17 protein-coding genes are annotated in these 16,319 nt (G+C 64.4%); 11 read left to right on the top strand and 6 right to left on the bottom strand.

Going from position 1 to position 16,319, the window contains the following annotated elements; all coding sequences use genetic code 11:
* Nucleotides 1-87 precede the first annotated feature (87 nt).
* From phaR to F2P46_RS03445, 3 genes are all read left to right on the top strand, one after another.
* Nucleotides 88-642, top strand: coding sequence for a polyhydroxyalkanoate synthesis repressor PhaR (phaR, locus tag F2P46_RS03455; protein ID WP_166885223.1), 555 nt, complete (start codon nucleotides 88-90; stop codon nucleotides 640-642).
* Between the two features lie 135 nt (nucleotides 643-777).
* Nucleotides 778-2,157, top strand: a complete 1,380-nt coding sequence (gene rimO, locus F2P46_RS03450) for a 30S ribosomal protein S12 methylthiotransferase RimO (protein ID WP_166885221.1) — start codon at nucleotides 778-780, stop codon at nucleotides 2,155-2,157.
* A 63-nt stretch (nucleotides 2,158-2,220) separates the two neighbouring features.
* A complete protein-coding gene (locus F2P46_RS03445; protein WP_166885219.1) occupies nucleotides 2,221-3,384 on the top strand; it encodes a cystathionine beta-lyase in 1,164 nt (387 codons plus the stop codon).
* Nucleotides 3,385-3,466: 82 nt separating this feature from the next.
* Here the strand turns inward: F2P46_RS03445 and F2P46_RS03440 are convergent, their stop codons facing one another.
* Together F2P46_RS03440 and trxC are read right to left on the bottom strand one after the other, a co-directional pair.
* Nucleotides 3,467-3,844, bottom strand: a complete 378-nt coding sequence (locus F2P46_RS03440; RefSeq protein ID WP_166885217.1) for a hypothetical protein — start codon at nucleotides 3,842-3,844, stop codon at nucleotides 3,467-3,469.
* Between the two features lie 75 nt (nucleotides 3,845-3,919).
* Nucleotides 3,920-4,363, bottom strand: coding sequence for a thioredoxin TrxC (trxC, locus tag F2P46_RS03435; protein WP_166885216.1), 444 nt, complete (start codon nucleotides 4,361-4,363; stop codon nucleotides 3,920-3,922).
* Between the two features lie 99 nt (nucleotides 4,364-4,462).
* On the opposite strand from trxC, the gene F2P46_RS03430 reads away from it, so the two are divergent.
* Entirely contained in the window at nucleotides 4,463-5,254 is a 792-nt protein-coding gene (locus tag F2P46_RS03430; protein WP_166885214.1) for a DUF72 domain-containing protein, read from the top strand.
* On the opposite strand, the gene F2P46_RS03425 is transcribed toward F2P46_RS03430, so the two are convergent.
* Nucleotides 5,220-7,415 (bottom strand): ATP-binding protein, encoded by a 2,196-nt coding sequence (locus F2P46_RS03425; protein ID WP_166885212.1) that lies wholly within the window; start codon nucleotides 7,413-7,415, stop codon nucleotides 5,220-5,222. The two genes, F2P46_RS03430 and F2P46_RS03425, sit on opposite strands and share 35 nt — an antisense overlap.
* 114 nt (nucleotides 7,416-7,529) lie before the next feature.
* Complete coding sequence (locus F2P46_RS03420; protein WP_166885210.1) at nucleotides 7,530-7,802, bottom strand: hypothetical protein; 273 nt, start codon at nucleotides 7,800-7,802, stop codon at nucleotides 7,530-7,532.
* Between the two features lie 161 nt (nucleotides 7,803-7,963).
* On the opposite strand from F2P46_RS03420, the gene F2P46_RS03415 reads away from it, so the two are divergent.
* On the top strand, nucleotides 7,964-8,362 hold the full coding sequence (locus tag F2P46_RS03415; protein WP_166885208.1) for a GFA family protein: 399 nt from the start codon (nucleotides 7,964-7,966) through the stop codon (nucleotides 8,360-8,362).
* 6 nt (nucleotides 8,363-8,368) lie between these two features.
* Here the strand turns inward: F2P46_RS03415 and F2P46_RS03410 are convergent, their stop codons facing one another.
* On the bottom strand, nucleotides 8,369-8,779 hold the full coding sequence (locus tag F2P46_RS03410; protein ID WP_166885206.1) for a hypothetical protein: 411 nt from the start codon (nucleotides 8,777-8,779) through the stop codon (nucleotides 8,369-8,371).
* Nucleotides 8,780-8,939: 160 nt separating this feature from the next.
* Here F2P46_RS03410 and F2P46_RS03405 point away from each other — a divergent pair, with 160 nt between their 5' ends.
* Both F2P46_RS03405 and F2P46_RS03400 read left to right on the top strand, forming a co-directional pair.
* The gene (locus F2P46_RS03405) at nucleotides 8,940-11,117 is read left to right on the top strand and encodes a serine/threonine-protein kinase (RefSeq protein ID WP_166885205.1); all 2,178 of its coding nucleotides are present in this window, start codon (nucleotides 8,940-8,942) and stop codon (nucleotides 11,115-11,117) included.
* Nucleotides 11,114-11,758 (top strand): hypothetical protein, encoded by a 645-nt coding sequence (locus F2P46_RS03400; protein WP_166885203.1) that lies wholly within the window; start codon nucleotides 11,114-11,116, stop codon nucleotides 11,756-11,758. Before F2P46_RS03405 ends, F2P46_RS03400 begins: the two co-directional genes overlap by 4 nt.
* Here F2P46_RS03400 and F2P46_RS03395 read toward each other — a convergent pair whose 3' ends face one another.
* Complete coding sequence (locus F2P46_RS03395; protein ID WP_166885201.1) at nucleotides 11,759-13,297, bottom strand: sigma 54-interacting transcriptional regulator; 1,539 nt, start codon at nucleotides 13,295-13,297, stop codon at nucleotides 11,759-11,761.
* Between the two features lie 337 nt (nucleotides 13,298-13,634).
* Here F2P46_RS03395 and F2P46_RS03390 point away from each other — a divergent pair, with 337 nt between their 5' ends.
* The 4 genes from F2P46_RS03390 to F2P46_RS37445 all read left to right on the top strand — a co-directional run bounded on the left by F2P46_RS03390 (nucleotide 13,635) and on the right by F2P46_RS37445 (nucleotide 16,299).
* The gene (locus F2P46_RS03390) at nucleotides 13,635-14,459 is read left to right on the top strand and encodes a hypothetical protein (RefSeq protein WP_166885199.1); all 825 of its coding nucleotides are present in this window, start codon (nucleotides 13,635-13,637) and stop codon (nucleotides 14,457-14,459) included.
* On the top strand, nucleotides 14,446-14,628 hold the full coding sequence (locus F2P46_RS03385; RefSeq protein ID WP_166885198.1) for a hypothetical protein: 183 nt from the start codon (nucleotides 14,446-14,448) through the stop codon (nucleotides 14,626-14,628). The genes F2P46_RS03390 and F2P46_RS03385 overlap by 14 nt, the downstream gene beginning before the upstream one ends.
* A gap of 126 nt (nucleotides 14,629-14,754) precedes the next feature.
* A complete protein-coding gene (locus F2P46_RS03380) occupies nucleotides 14,755-15,303 on the top strand; it encodes a GNAT family N-acetyltransferase (RefSeq protein ID WP_166885196.1) in 549 nt (182 codons plus the stop codon).
* A gap of 126 nt (nucleotides 15,304-15,429) precedes the next feature.
* Entirely contained in the window at nucleotides 15,430-16,299 is an 870-nt protein-coding gene (locus F2P46_RS37445) for a PEP-CTERM sorting domain-containing protein (protein ID WP_166885195.1), read from the top strand.
* Nucleotides 16,300-16,319 lie beyond the last annotated feature (20 nt).

Here is a 16,319-nt window from a genome sequence, read left to right as displayed (position 1 = left end):
AAGTAGGCGTGTCAGGAGCGGACCTCAGTCCGCTTTTTTTTCGTGATCAGTCAACATGCGCTGCGGCGCAATAAGTGGAACCTTGAGATGAGTAGTGCAAAAAAGAGTACGGAACGCCTGATCAAGAAGTACCCGAATCGTCGTCTGTACGATACCCAGACCAGTTCGTATATCACCCTGACCGACGTCAAGCAGCTCGTGCTCGACGCCGACGAGTTCACCGTCATCGACGCCAAGAGCAGCGAAGACCTGACCCGCAGCATCTTGCTTCAGATCATCCTTGAAGAAGAAGCGAACGGCGCGCCAATGTTTTCGAGCGGCGTGTTGTCACAGATCATTCGCTATTATGGCCACGCCATGCAGGGGATGATGGGCTCGTACCTGGAGAAAAACGTCCAGGCGTTCACCGATATCCAGAGCAAGTTCACGACCGGCCAGACCGGGGCGTTCGAAGGCAAGCCTTTCAGCCCGGAGATGTGGACCCAGTTCATGAACGTGCAGGGACCGATGATGCAGGGGATGATGAACAACTACATCGACCAGAGCAAAAACCTGTTCGTGCAGATGCAGGAACAGATGCAGAACCAGAGCAAGAGCATTTTCGGGGCGGCGTTTCCGTTTCCGCCGGTGGAGAAGAAGTAAGCATGCCGATCCCGCGCCAAGGCGCGGGATCGGCGGCGGGGGAGCCGGCGGTATCGCAAGGCAACACTCAAACCACCAACTCCCCGTCCCAAACAGGTATAATCGCAGATTACTCTGCTTTATTGTGCCTCCAACATGTCCGAACTTCGTCGTATTCCCCTTCCTGGTGCCGCTCCAAAAGTCGGCTTTGTCTCGCTCGGTTGCCCTAAGGCGCTGGTCGACTCCGAACAGATCCTGACCCAGCTGCGCGCCGAAGGCTACGAAACCGCGAAGTCGTACGAAGGCGCGGATCTGGTCATCGTCAACACCTGCGGCTTCATCGACGCCGCCGTGCAAGAATCGCTCGACGCCATCGGCGAAGCGCTGGCCGAAAACGGCCGCGTCATCGTCACCGGCTGCCTCGGCGCCAAAAAAGATGCTGCCGGCGACGACATCATCATGAAGGTTCACCCGAAAGTGCTGGCCGTCACCGGTCCCCACGCCCTCGGCGAAGTCATGGACTCGGTCCACCTGCACCTGCCCAAGCCGCACGAGCCGTTCTTCGACCTGGTGCCGGCGCAGGGCATCAAGCTCACGCCGAAGCACTACGCTTACCTCAAGATTTCCGAAGGCTGCAATCACCGTTGCAGTTTCTGCATCATCCCGTCGATGCGCGGCGACCTCGTGTCGCGTCCGATCGCCGACCTGATGATGGAAGCCGAAAACCTGTTCAAGGCCGGCGTCAAGGAATTGCTGGTCATCTCGCAAGACACGAGCGCCTACGGCGTCGACGTCAAGTTCCGCTCCGGTTTCTGGAACGGCCGCCCGGTCAAGACCCACATGACGCAACTGGTCGAAGCGCTGGGTCAGTTGGCCGCGCAGTTCGGCGCCTGGGTGCGCCTGCACTATGTGTATCCGTATCCGCACGTCGACCAGATCATCCCGATGATGAGCGGCGGCAATGTCCTGCCTTACCTCGACATTCCGATGCAGCACGCCCATCCGGATGTGTTGAAGCGCATGAAGCGTCCGGCCAGCGGCGAGAAAAACCTCGACCGCATCCAGGCCTGGCGCGCCATGAACCCGGACCTGACGATCCGCTCGACCTTCATCGCCGGCTTCCCGGGCGAAACCGAAGCCGAATTCGAGTACCTGCTGGACTTCCTCAAGGAAGCCCAGATCGACCGCCTCGGCTGCTTTGCGTATTCGCCGGTGGAAGGCGCAACCGCCAACCTGCTCGATAATCCCGTGCCGGACCAAGTGCGCGAAGAGCGGCGTGGCCGCGTCATGCTGCTGCAAGAAGAAATCTCGGCCAAGCGCCTGCAGGCCAAGGTCGGCAAGACCATGCGCGTGCTGGTCGATGAAGTCGGCGGCAAGGAAGCCATCGGCCGCTCGTGGGCCGACGCGCCTGAAATCGACGGCGTGGTCCACATCAAGCGCTCGCTGGTGCCGGGCAAGAAGCTCACCGTCGGCGAATTCGCCGAGGTCACCATCACCGCCGCCGACGCCCACGATCTCTGGGCTTCGGTAGTCTAGTCCCCCACGGCTGGCACGGCCGCAGCAAGTGGCCGCGCCGCCACTGCCAAGCCTGCCAGCACGATGAAAACAACTTCCCCGCAAACCCAACTGATTCACGACGCCTACCAGCCGCCCGCCGGCTTCGCGGCGTTTCCCACCCCGATCCATCACGCCTCGACGGTCCTGTTCAAGGATGTCGCGGCGATGCGTTCGGGCGACTGGAAAGACAAAAGCGCCTATACCTACGGACTGCACGGCACGCCCACCACGTTCACGCTGGAAGCGCGCCTGGCCGCCATCGAAGACGGGCAGTTCTGTCTGCTGGCGCCGAGCGGGCTGGCGGCGATCGCCATGGTCGATTTTGCGCTGCTCAAAAGCGGCGACGACGTGCTGCTGCCCGATAATGTGTACAACCCGAACCGCGAACTGGGGCGCTGGCTCAGCGCCGACTTCGGGATCACGGCGCGCTATTACGATCCAATGATCGGGGCCGGCATCGCGCAACTGATGCAGCCGAATACCAAATTGGTCTGGACCGAGGCGCCGGGGTCGGTGTCGATGGAAGTGCCCGACCTGCCGGCCATCTGCAAGGCGGCGCATGCCGCCGGCGCGCTGGTGGCGCTCGATAACACCTGGTCGGCCGGGCTGGCGCTGCGCGGCTTCGAGCATGGCGTCGACATCATCATGCAGGCGCTGACCAAGTACCAGTCGGGTGGCTCGGATGTGCTGATGGGCGCCGTGATCACGCGCGAGCGTGCGCTCAACGACCGGCTGGCGATGGCGCATATGCGGCTCGGCATGGGTGTCAGCGCCGACGACGCGTATCTGGTGCTGCGCTCGCTGCCCACCATGCAGCTGCGTTTTGCGGCGCACGATGCGGCGGCGCGCAAGGTGGCGCTCTGGCTCAAGGCGCGTCCCGAGATTGCGCGCGTGCTGCATCCGGCGTTTGCCGATTGTCCGGGTCATGCACACTGGAGGCGCGATTTTACCGGGGCGGGAGGTTTGTTTTCGGTAGTGTTCGATGCCCGTTACAGCGAAGAGCAGACCGACCGCTTCGTGGACAGCCTGGCCTTGTTCGGGATTGGCTACAGCTGGGGTGGGGCGAACAGTTTGGTCATGCCGTACCGGGTGCAGGCAATGCGCAAGGATTGGAGAGATGCGGGGGTGCTGGTGCGCTTCAATATCGGGCTGGAAGAGGCTGATGACCTGATCGCGGATCTGGAGCAGGGCTTGGCGCGGCTGTGAGCCGCGTGTGCGGTCCGGCCACCGGCAGCGAGCTGCCAGTAACGACGAGCTAACCGGTGGCGGACGGTCCGGCTTTCCGTCGTCAAGCCGGCATCGCCTGGTTCTTCTCCAGATCGAAAAATCCTTTCAGCAGGCGATACGCTTTCCAGATCCACGCCAGTCCGCCGATGACCCATGCGATGAACAGGCCGATACCGAACACCCAGCCCAGCGCCACCGCAAAGAAAATAGCGACCACCATCCAGAAAACGAACCACCAGAACGAGCGGATCATCCAGCTGTGATGGCTGTACACGAAAGTCCCTTGCGCCTCGCCGCGCTTGATGTAGTTGACGATCAGCGGGATCACCGACAGCATGCCCAGCGAGAAAACCAGTGCCAGCGCATGCACAATGTACAGAATGCGCGCCATGTTTTTCTGTTCTTCCATATTCCGTTCCAGGGTCAGGTCTTGCGTCATGTTGCATGCTCCTTTAACAATATGGGCCGATTGTAGCAGTCGCGCTGCCGCCTATCCTGAAATTTCGCATGCATATCATGCGTTTCGCATGAGAGCGTCCACCCAGGAAACAATCCCGGTCACGTCCATCGCACCCGGCTGGCGCGCCACCTCGCGGCCGTTGCGAAACAGCGCCAGCGTGGGAATGCTGCGGATATTGTAGCGCGCCGCCAGGTCCTGCAAGTGCTCGGTATCGACCTTGAGCAGGCGCACGCGCGGCTCCAGCCGTTTGGCCGCTTGCAGGTAGGCCGGCGCCATCATCTTGCACGGCCCGCACCATTCGGCCCAGAAGTCGACCAGCACCGGAATGTCGTTGCGCTCGATATGCTTGTTGAAACGCGCCGTGTTGACGTCGATCGGCGCGCCGACGAACAGCTCTTTCGCGCATTTGCCGCATACCGGCGTGTCTTTCAGTCGCTCCTGGGCGAGCCGGTTGACCGCTTCGCAATGCGGGCAGACGATGTGGACGGGGTCGGTCATGAAATCCTCCTGCGTACGGATTGGTAAAACGTCATTGTAGACCGCGCGCCGTCCAAGCGTGTTCGGCTTGGCGCGCGAGGGCTGCTACACTTTCGCATCATGACAAATACATCACATCAGGCGCCCGGCGTGCTACGCATCGGCTGCGCCGGCTGGACTATTGCGCGCGAGGCGGCGGCCTCTTTCGGCATCGAAGGCAGTCACCTGGAGCGCTATGCGGGCGTGCTCGGCACGGTCGAAATCAACTCGTCCTTCTATCGGCCGCACCAGAGCAAGACTTACGCGCGCTGGGCCGCGAGCGTGCCGCCGGCGTTTCGTTTCGCGGTCAAGATGCCGCGCACCATCACGCATGATGCGGGCCTGGCCGGCATCGACGCGCCCCTGCGCCAGTTCGCCAGCGAAGCCGGGGCGCTGGGCGACAAGCTTGGCTGCCTGCTGGTCCAACTGCCGCCCAAGTTCGGTTTTAACGCCGCCGTCGCCGGGGATTTTTTCACGCGCGTGAAAGACACCTTCGGCTGCATGCTCGCCTGCGAAGCGCGCCACCCCACCTGGTTCGGCGAGGACGCGAGCGCACTGCTCGAACGCGCGGGCGTCACGCGCGTGATCGCCGATCCGGCCAAGGGCCAGCCAGGGCCGCACGTGCCGACCACGCAGGCCATTTACGTGCGCCTGCATGGCTCGCCGCGCATCTACTACTCGTCGTATTCGCCGGCCTACATTGCGCAGCTGGCGCGTGACATGGCCATCCACGCGCAGCAGGGGCGCGACGTCTGGATCATTTTCGATAACACGGCGTCCGGCGCGGCGCTGCCCAATGCGCTTGAGCTACGCGCCGCGCTCGGACTTGACCCGGCGCTCACGCCAGCGCCAGGTCCAGGTCTTCCAGCCTGATCGGCTTGGTGAAGTGGCGTGTGAATCCGGCGTCGATGGCTTGGTTGCGGTCTTTTTCGCTGCCGTAGCCGGTCAGCGCAATGAGTTCGATGCCGGCCGTGCGGGCGTCGGCCTTGAGCGCGCGCGCCAGCGCATAGCCATCCATGCCGGGCAGGCCGATGTCGATCAGCGCCAGTTCCGGCTGCGTGGCCAGGGCCGTGGCAATCGCCTCAAGCCCGCTGGCGGCGCTGACCACCTCGCAGGAACGCAGTTGCAGCAGCATCGACATCATCTCGCGCGCGTCGGCGTTGTCTTCCACCAGCATCACGCGGCGCAGGCGCGGCGCAGGCGCGCTCACCGCACCCGGCAGCGCCGGCGTGTGCCCGGCCAGGCGCGGCAGGGTGACGGTGGCGATGCTGCCCTTGCCGCTGCCTTCGCTGTCGATGCGCACAAAGCCACCATGTAACTCGACCAGCCGGCGCACCAGCGACAGGCCGATGCCCAGGCCGCCATGCGCGCGTTGCAGGCTTTGCTTGCCCTGCACGAAAATATCGAACACGTGCGGCAGCAGCTCGGGCGCAATGCCCAGGCCCGCATCGCGCACGGACAGTTCCGCCGCCTCGCCCACCTGGCGCACGGTGAGCACGATCTCGCCGCCGCCCGGACTGTATTTGATGGCGTTGTCGAGCAGGTTGTCGATCACCTGCAGCAGGCGGGTGGGATCGGCGTTGACCGTCGCCGCCACGCTCTCGACGCGCACGCTGAAGCCGGCGGTGCGCCCGCTGGCCGTGAGCGTGTCGACGCAGCGCTGCGCCACCTCGGCCAGGTCGACCGGCGCCTTTTGCAGTTCCAGCTTGCCCATCAGGGCGCGGTTCACTTCGAGCAGGTCGTCGACCAGTTTGCGCAGGTGGTCGGTCTGCCGCCGCAGCACGTCGCGCGCGCGCTGGGCCATGGCGTCGTCGACTTGGCGCGCGTTGTCGAGGATCGAGACGGCGCTGGCCACGGCGCTGAGCGGGTTGCGCAGCTCGTGGCCGAGCATCGCCAGGAATTCATCCTTGGCCGCATTCTGTTCTTCGGCGCGGGCGCGCGCGGTTTTTTCGGATACCAGCAGCGCATTGCGTTCGTTCTCGGCGTCGGTGCGCGAGCGCATTTCGGCCTGGAGGCGGTCGCTCGCTTCGCGGATCGCTTCGTTCAGGCTTTCCAGTTCATGGATGCCGGAACGCGCCAGCGCGCGCACTTCGCCGCCCCGGCCGAGCAGCGCGGCCGCTTGCGAAGCGCGCGCCACGAAACGCACCAGGTGGCGTCCGGCCAGCATGGCCAGCGCCAGCGCCGCCGCCAGCGCAATCACCAGGCCTGCGCCCATGACCGGCACGCCGCGCCAGACGGCCGCGTTGATCTCGGCCACCGGCGCGCCGATGACGATCGCCCAGCCCGAGCGCTCGGAGCGGGTGAAGGCGTCCACCACTTCCTTGTCGTCGCGCGACAGATGCTTGAACACGCCGCTGGGGGTCTTGTTGATGACCGCCAGCGTTTCCGGGCGCACCGTGAGGCCGACGAATTTGTCGGCGTTCTCGCTGCGCGCGATGATCACGCCGGCGCGGTCGAGGATCGCCACGCGCCAGCCGGGCGGCACGGCGCGCCCGGTAAACGAGTGCGCGAAAAAGGCTGGCGAAAAGGCCTGGCCGATTACGTAGCGCTGCCCGGACGCCGTTTGTATCGGCTCCTCCACCATCACGAAATGGTTCTTCAGCACTTCGCCCCATTTGATGCCGGTGACCTGGCCCTGGTTTGATGCCAGCATGGCGCCGACCTGGTCCGGATCGGGACGCTTGGGCAGTGCGATGCCGTAGGGGCGGCGCGTATTGACCAACTGCTGGCCATGGGTGTCGTACAGGATGATCCAGCCGCCCGGCGCGGCGCTGGCCTCGCGCGCCTCCTCGTAGAAGTGGGCCAGGTCGCCCTGCGCCAGCGCGTGCGAGCGCCCCAGCACCTTGAGCACCGACTGGGCGCGGTAAATATCGGCATCGATGGCGCGCGCGGTCAGCGTGGCGCTTTGCTCGATGCGTCCGATAGCGGAACTGTGCTGGGTTTCCTGCAAAATGTGCAGCGCAATGGCGCCGAATACGGCGACCGGGACGACGATCGAGAGGGCCAGGACGATATAATGGGAACGCAGGCGCATCAGTGGGCGACGCGGCGGAAGTGGTTGAAATGCTCTGGCATGGATCGATGGCGCAAGGTGAGGGGGACGGTGCGCAATTTTACCGCACCGCCCGGCCGGCTTGCGAGAATCGCTTCAGCGCCCGCCGCCGCGCAGCCGGCGCTGCTCCACCTCGTGCACCGCCAGCGGCAAGGTCGCGCGCCACAGGGCCAGCCCGGCCAGGCTGGCGCCGCCGCACAGCCAGCCGCGCAGGTCGAGGGTCGGTTGCGAGGACAGGAACCACATCATCGCCACCATGCCGCCGATCATCAGGAGCATGCCGGCCAGCGCCGCCCAGGCGCGCCAGTTGGCGGCCTTGGCTTGGGCGACGGTGCTCAGGGTCAGGGCGATCTGTTGGGTGATGTTCATGCAGGCAAGCATACAAGCTGGATGGCCGATTGTCCATTGGCAATAGCGTCGCGTACGCGAGTGGCGTTAGCGCGTTCCTTGCTGGTACACTCAGCTCCAATGCTTAACTGAAACTAACTCTTAACTTCATCCAGACGATACTGCGGGGCTGTGAACTGACGATGAAAACGTATCTTGGAAGTTGCCATTGCGGCGCGGTGCGCTTCGAGGCCGATATTGACCTGAGCCTGGACACCTTGCGCTGCAACTGTTCGATGTGCAAGAAGATCCGCTGGTGGGCGGCCATCGTGAAGCCGGAATCGTTCCGCCTGCTGTGCGGGGCGTCCGAGCTGGGCGACTACCAGTTTCACCGGCGGGTCGAGCATCACCTGTTTTGCCGCCATTGCGGCGTGCGCCCGTTCAGCATCGGCCAGTCGCCCCGGCTCGGCAAGTTTTATGGCGTGAGCGTGGCCTGCCTGGACGGCGTGTCGGATGAAGAACTGTCGTGGGTGCCGATCCGCTACGTGGACGGGCGCAACGACGAGTGGGACAAGGCGCCCGCCGAAACGGGCTACCTGTAGGGCTTGTCAGCGGTGGCGCCAGCCGCGCCCCACGTGGGCGCGCCCGTAGCCGTGATGGCCCCACGAACGCCCGAAGCCGAATCCCAGGCTGAGCGACACCGGCGGATACCAAATCGGTTCCTCGATGTACACCGGAGCCGGTACATACACCGGCCGCTGCACGTAGATAGGCGACTGCACGTAGACCGGTTGCGTCACGGTGACCGGGCGCGAGGAATATTCGACGCGCGAACCGTTGGGCGAGGCCGCCGCCACCTTGTCGCCGGTGCCCGGCGCGACCGGCGTGACCGACACCACGCGCCACTGCGACGGGTCGGACGGCTGGGCGTAGCCGCCGTTGGCATAGCCAGGCGCGGACGGATAGGTGGCGCAGCCGCCCAGCGCGACCAAGGTTCCGATAAGTAAGAGGTTTTTCATGGCAAGGCACTCCTTATTCTGATCCGATCACTATAGGCAAACGGCGCATGCCGGCGCTGCTACTTACACGTTGTTACACTCATGATAAGACATGAAACTTTTTTGTCATTGACAGTGCCAAACATGTACACTACGGAAATGTTTTTGTAACTGATATAACGTGGAGCGCAATTTGCAGGATGAAGAGCAGGGACCGGGCCATTATCAGCTGAAGCGACTGTTGGGAGAGGGTGGCTTCGGGCAAGTGTACGAAGCCTGGGACTCCAAGCTCCAGCGTATTATCGCCATCAAGCGGCTCAAGCCGCAACTGCTTTCGGCGCGACCAGAAAACCTGCTCGACGAGGCGCGTCTCGCCGCGTCCCTGCGCCATCCCGGCTTCGTGCGCATCTTCTCGATCGAGGGCGACGCCGCCCAGCAATCGATCATCATGGAATTCGTCGACGGCTGCACCTTGCGCGAAGCCGGCAAGCGCGGCCCGATGCCCGAGGCCCAGGTGCTCGACATCGTCGACCAAGTGGCCGACGCCATGTGCGAAGCCCACGCCGCCAAGCTGATCCACGGCGACCTCAAGCCGGCCAACCTGATGCTCGAACCCGGCGGCAGGGTGCGCATCATGGATTTCGGGCTGGCGCGCAAGATCGACCCGCAAGCGACCGAATCGGTGGTGTTCGACCAGACCGAAGGCACCATCGCCTACCTGGCGCCGGAACTGATGATGGGCTCGACCCTGAGCCCGCAAAGCGATGTGTACGCGCTGGGCGTGGTGATGTATGAATTGCTGACCGGCACGCGCCCGTTTTCGCACCTGAGCGGGCTGGCCCTGGCCGCCGCCCATATCCAGTCGTCCTCGGGCGTGTGGCCGTTTCCACCGGACGCCAGCCCGGACGTGATCGCCCTGGTGCGGGCCATGGCGGCGCGCCAGCCCGAGGACCGCCTGGCCTCGATGCAGGCGGTGCGCGCGGCGCTCGCCGCGCTGGGCGGCGGGCCGGGCGCGCCCTCGGCGGCGGCTGCCCCGACGCGCTCGCTCAGGAGCCGCGCCGCCGCGCTGTTGAACACGCCGGCGCGCCGCTACGGCTTGGTGGCCGCCGCTGTCGTCGTGTGCGCCATCGGCGCCGGGCAAGCGCTGATTGCGCCCGCGTGGTTCGGACAGCACACGCCCTTCTTTTCCGAGTCGGCCGCCATGCGCGGCGGACTGGCGGCCCTGACCACCTTCGACCGCGACGAGAGCCTTGACCTGGCGATTCGCAACTTCACCTCGATTCTCGACCGCCAGCCCGATCACGCCGCCGCCGCCGCCGGATTGTCGCTGGCCTACGCGCTGCGCCACACGGGCGACACGCGCGACGATGTCTGGCTGCGCCGGGCCGACGCCAGCGCCCAGCTTGCCTTGAAGCTGAACGACCAGCTGGCGCTGGCGTACGCGGCGCAGGGCGTGGTCCGGATGGGACAGCAACGCGACGCGGAAGCGCTCGGTTTTGCCGACAAGGCCTTGCGGCTCGATCCGATGAACCGCTTCGGACTGCTTCTCAAGGGCGATGCCCTGACCCGCATGCGGCGCTATGCGGAGGCGGAGCACACCTTGCTCGATGCGGTGCGCACGCATGCGCGCGATCATGTTTTTCTCGACTTGCTGGGGACGCTTTACCATCACCAGGGCAAGTACCCGGCGGCGGAGCAATCGTTCCGCCGCAGCATCGGACTCGAGCCCGATGCGATCATCGCCTATGCCAACCTGAGTTCCGCGCTGTTGCGCCAGAACCGCACGGATGAAGCGCTGCAAGTGCTGCAGCAGGGTCTACAGGTGCGCCCGAGTGGCCGGCTCTACAACAATCTGGGCAATGTCTTGTTCAACCGTGGCGATTACGTGGGCGCCGCGCAAGCCTTTGAAGAATCGGTCTCCGGGGCAAAAGGCAATCCGAACGATTATTTGCGCTGGGCCAACCTGGGCGATACCTTGCGCTGGATACCCGGACGCACCGCCGCCTCGAACAACGCCTATCGCCAGGCGGTCGGCTTGTTGAAGCCGCTGCTTGAGCGCTCGGGGTCGAAACCGGTGCTGATCTCGCGCATGGGCTTGTATTCGGCGCGCGTGGGCGACCGCGACGCCGCCATCGTGTACACGCGCCAGGCGCTCAAGGCCGATCCGTCCAGTGCCGATGTGCACTTCCGCGCAGCCATGTCACACGAAATCCTGGGTGACCGGGACACTGCACTTGCCGAGTTGATGATCGCGCAAGAGCGCGGTTATCCGGCCAACCTGATCCGGTCCGAGCCCGACCTGACCGCGTTGCGGCGCGACCCCCGCTATCTCCAATCCACCACCAAAGGCGAAAAATGAAAAAACCGACATCGATGCTATTGGAAGCAAATTTCGATATTAACCAGATCGGCGAGACGCTGGAATGGAAGTTCAGCCGCAAGGATGGCAACGGCAATCCGGTCAAGGGTCGCTATGCCGGCGCCATCTATTTCACGGTGGGCGAGCGGATGCATATCCGGATCCGCGCCGGCGGCTACGAGCGATTCGAATCGTTCCAGGTGCTCGACTGCACCTTGATCACGCGTCCGCAGATTCGTTCCATCGCGCCGGGCGTGCTGCCCGAGTACGCGCCGCCATCGCCGTTCATCGATAATGAACACGTGCGCGTCAAGGGCGCCAGCGTGCAAATCCCGGCAGAACAGTTCTTGCGGGACAAGGCCGACAGTGACGATCCGCTGTATCACAAAAAAGCGCTGAAATGGGATAAGCACCTGACCGTCGGCGCCTGTACCGGGCGCTGGGAAGTGTCCTTTGTGCTGACCGTGCTGATTACGCGCGCCTCGGGCGAGACCAGCCAGCGCGTGTTCGTGTTCGATCCGGAGAGCGAAGTCGGCGGGGGCATTGCCCCAACCGTCGAGTCGCTCGCTCCGGGCGCGGCGTCCGACCAGGTCGCGTGCATGCCAGAAAGCGAAGTCGGCGGAGGCATCGCTCCGGCCTGATCAGCTTTGGGCGGGACTGGTGTCGAGTCCCAGCACCCGCAAATGGCGGCGCAAGGCTTCGCTCGGCGTTTTCAGGCGCGAGGCGCAGCGGGCCAGGTCGCCGCCGTGGGCGCTCAGGGCGGCGTCGAGTTCCTCGCGCGGAATCAGGGCCGCCGGGCGGATCGCCGGATGCGCTTCGATCAGCTTGTACAGCGACGGACGCGACAAGCCAAGTTGCTGGGCCGCGCCGCTGATCTGCCAGCCGTGTTCTTCCAGCGCGCCGAGCAGGTCGTCGTTGCTGACCTCGGCAAGCTTGCGGCGCGGCGTGGCGTCCGCCGGCGCTTTCTGGCTGGCGCTGCGCGGCTGCGCGGCCGAGGCCGGGTAGCCCAGGCCGAGCGCGCGCGCCGGCGCCGGCGCATGCACGTATTGCGACAGCACCGGCCGCTCGCCCGCCTGCAAGGCCATCACCATTCTGCGCGCCACATTGGCCAACTGGCGGATATTGCCCGGCCAGTCGTAATTGCACATCTCGGACACCAGCGCCGGCGGAAACGCCGCCAGCTCGGCGTGGTTCAACTCGCACCCCTTGAGCATATGCAGCAGCAGCACGCCGATATCCTCGCGCCGCTCGCGCAGGGTCGGCACCCGGATCACGAAGGCCTCCATGCGGCGCAGCAAAGGCTGGTTGAAGCCGCGCGCGTCCAGATCCTGGTCGGTGGCGGCGATCAGGCGCGCTGTGGTGCGCGCATCGGTGCTCGCGCCAAGCGGGCGGTAGGAGCCCGTTTCCAGCACCCGCAGCAGCATCGGCTGCACCGAGGCCGGGGTGTCGCCCAATTCATCGAGAAACAGGGTGCCGCCATCGGCCTCGGCAAACAGGCCCTGGCGCGGCGCCTGCGCGCCCGTGTACGCGCCCTTGACCGCGCCAAACAGGTCGGCCGCGGCCAGCGACTCGCTCAGGGTCGCCATGTTGACCGCCACCAGCGGATTGGCGCTGCGCTTGCTGGCCTGGTGGATGGCGCGCGCGGCCACATCCTTGCCGGTGCCGGTTTCGCCCAGCAGCAGCACGGCCAGGTCGGTGCCCGCCACCTGGCGGATCAGCTCGCGTGTGGCGATCGCGCCACTGCTCACGCCCAATAAGCCCGGAAACAGGTTAGGGCGGGGGAAACTCGTCATCCAGTGCAGGCAGAGCAGCACATGGCCGCCCAGGCCCAGCACCACGCCGCCTTTGACTTCGTCGCGCGTAAAGCGGCGCGTGCCGCTCAGCACTGTGCCATTGACTTCGAGCGCCATGCGGCTGTCGGGTGCGGCCAGCTCGACGCTGTCATCGCTGGTACGGCGCACCACCAGCGGCGCGCGCGCGATGGCGCGGTGGCCGAGTGCGATGCCGTCCTGGCCGGGACGGAAGAACAGCGGCGTATAGCGGCATACCTCGATCGTGCCTTCCTCGGCCGGGCCGATGAACTGCTCGCCGATGCGCTCCGTTTCCGGATGCCACAGGATGGTCAGGCCCAGCAAGGCACTCGTGATGCCATTTTTTTGCGAGAAAAGCTGCGTCGTCAACGTGTTATCAACATCATTCACCGGGGTCTCCATGGTACCGCGTTTAGTATTTGCCAATTATAGAGCACGGACGACAATTGTTGACATGTAAAGAGTGGTCCGCTTACACGTTTTTTACACGTCGCGTGTCAATGACACGTCAGCGGCTTACGCGTTACCTTTCCGCCAGACATGTAAATAGAAGCGCATTTACATGCTCGTTGACATGTTTTACCTAAAACCAAGCTTTTTCTGCATGATATTTCGGCACTTATCAGCATGGCACGGTAGTTGCTAAGTATCTATCGCGGCCTTGTTGGGCAGCAAGTAGTCAATCCGCCGGAGAGAGTTGGTAAACATGGGTATTGTGATCGAAAGTTATGCATTCGTTGGCGTGGCAACCCGGGCGACCGGGCCGACGGCGCAGGTATGGCTGCCGCCGGGTTTCACGCTCACCGGCGGCGGCGCCTACGACATGGGCCGCGGCACGTCGAACACACTGACGGCCTGTTACCCGACCCGCAACCAGTGCGGCGTCTACAACGGCTGGGCCGCAGCCGGACGTGACTTCGGCCTGGCCGACCCGGTGCCGCTGGCCGTGTACGCGGTCGGCATCCGCATCATCCGCGACGGCGTGCCGGTCAAGATCGAGCAGCAAGTGTTTTCGGCCACCAGCGCGCTGATTTCGGACCCGGGCGTGAGCGTCAAGCTCGGCGCCGGCTGGATCGGCACCGGCGGCGGCGCCCAGGATAACTACGCCACCCCGATCAACGGCAATATGCTCACCGCCAGCTACCCGCTGATCGGCGCCGACGGCAATATCTGTGGCTGGAGCGCCTCCGGGCGCGAACACGACGCGCTCGACCAGGCCCGCGTGACCGCCTTTGTGATCGGCATCCGCACCGGGCCGGACGTGGCGCTCGAAGCGCGCATCATCTCGAACACCAGCCTGCTGACCGGCTACCCGAGCGCGCTGGTGGCTGTCCCGCACGGCAATGCCGTGGTGGCCGGCGGCGGCGCCCTGGTTGGCGAGAGCGGGCGCGGCACCATGCTGAGCGCATCGTGCCCCATCATCAGCAGCCAGGACGGTCGCCTGACCGGCTGGTTCGCCGCCCGCAAGGTGCAAAAATCGGCCCCGCCGAGCGGCATTACCGCCTATGGAGTCTTGCTTGAAGCTGCGTGACTGGATCCTGGTGCTGATGGCCGTGCTGGCGCTGGCGGTCGACCTGCCCGAGCGCGCAGCCATGGCCGGCAAGCAGCCCACAACCGCCCTGACAACCGGGCCCGCGCCAGCGCAGTCGGCCCCGGTACCTTATAACCTCGATCGAACGAGGGATACCGCCAGACGATAGGCGGATGGCGTTCCACCACGCCCACCGCCACACATGTCGTCTTCTTTTAACGCGCACCAAGGTGCGCGTTTTTTTTCGCCTTGCCGGGCCGCCTATAATCGGGTTTTCACCACGACGGGAGCACGCATGTTCACCATTCGCCTCGCACGCATGTCTGAAAAACCCCTGCTCGACGCCTTGATTGCGCGCTCGGGGATCGGGTTGGCCGCCGGCTTTTACACGCCGCAGGAAGCCGCTGCCATCACGCGCGACGTGTTCGGCGTGGACAGCGCCCTGGTCGCAGATGGCACCTACTTCGCCATCGAGGAAGAGAGTACGGTGGTGGCCTGCGGCGGCTGGAGCCGGCGCGCCACCGACTTCGGCGGCGATGGCGCCAAGCATGGCAACGACCGCCTGCTCGATCCGGCCAGCGAGCCGGCGCGCATCCGCGCGTTTTTCGTCGATCCCGCGATGGCGCGGCGCGGGCTGGGCAGCATGCTGCTGCGGCACTGCATCGACGCTGCCACACAGGCCGGCTTTGGTTCGCTGGAACTGGTCTCGACCATGCCGGGCGAGCCCTTGTACCTGGCGCACGGTTTCGTGGCGATCGAACCGATCGCGCTGGCGCTGGCCGACGGCGTGGTGGTCAGGCTGACCCGCATGGGGCGCAGCCTGGCGCTCCAGAGCGCCTGCTGACAGGCCGTCTCGACGCGCTTGTCAGTGTGAATTTTGTGTAAATTTAGCAACAATCCTGCGCGTATCCGGTGGCCACTGCGATATATTGTTGGTTCAAACAATTTTGTCATTCAATTAAGGCATTTCATGAACAAATTCGCCGTAAGTATGATGGTGGCGGCCGTTTTGGGGGCACCGCTGCTGGCTCAGGCACAGGTGCGCGTTGACGCCAGCCTGAGCAATTTCTCGTACACCTTGGTCGACTTGTTCCCCAACGATGGCATCGTCCCCTCCCTCACCATCGTCGCGCCCGGAGGTTTTGCCGGCGCCTCCCAGATTTCTGCCAACCTCAGGCAGTATGGCAGCACGCTCCCATCGCTCGATGACCACCGTAGCCAATTTACCACCCGCTATAACCGCGACATCAAGGCGAGTCTCGACTCGGCTGCCGGCAAGTCAAGCGCCAGCGTGACTGGTACTGATTTTGCTTCACTGCAATTTCGTACCACGGCCTCGACAACCAGCAGCGTTGCTGGAACCCGGCGGGCGCATGCGTCCGTCAGTTCCAGCGTTGTCGAGTTCGTGCTCTCGCCGGGCACCCAAGTGTCGTTTTTCGCTGACTTCAACGGCAGTGCGTCCACGGCGAAGCCGGCAAGCAGTCTGTTTCGGGAAGATGTGGATATCGAGGGTTCTTTTTCTTTAGTCGGCTATGTGCAGGACCGCGCGATTGGTGGTGACTCGAAAGTGATCAGGGTGAAAGCGGCGAACGGTTATTACGACGCAAGTCCTCCCGCCATGGCGTCGACCAAGGAGCGTTTCTCGCTCACGTTCGATAACAACTCAGCGTTGTCATCGAATCTGGACCTGAAGTTCGCCTTGAACTCGTCTGCGGACAGTGAGTACTACAGCATGCTGCCACTGCCGGTACCCGAGCCGGCCACCACGGCCATGCTGCTTGCCGGACTGGGCCTGGTCGCGGGCGCGGCCCGTCGCCGTCGCAAAATCCAGGGCAACTAAATCATTATTCAACTCAGGAT

The sequence above is a fragment of the Massilia sp. CCM 8734 genome (genome assembly GCF_011682155.1).
In the GTDB taxonomy this organism is placed as follows: Bacteria; Pseudomonadota; Gammaproteobacteria; order Burkholderiales; family Burkholderiaceae_D; genus Telluria_A; species Telluria_A rubra.
This window is presented reverse-complemented; position numbering and strand designations above follow the sequence as displayed.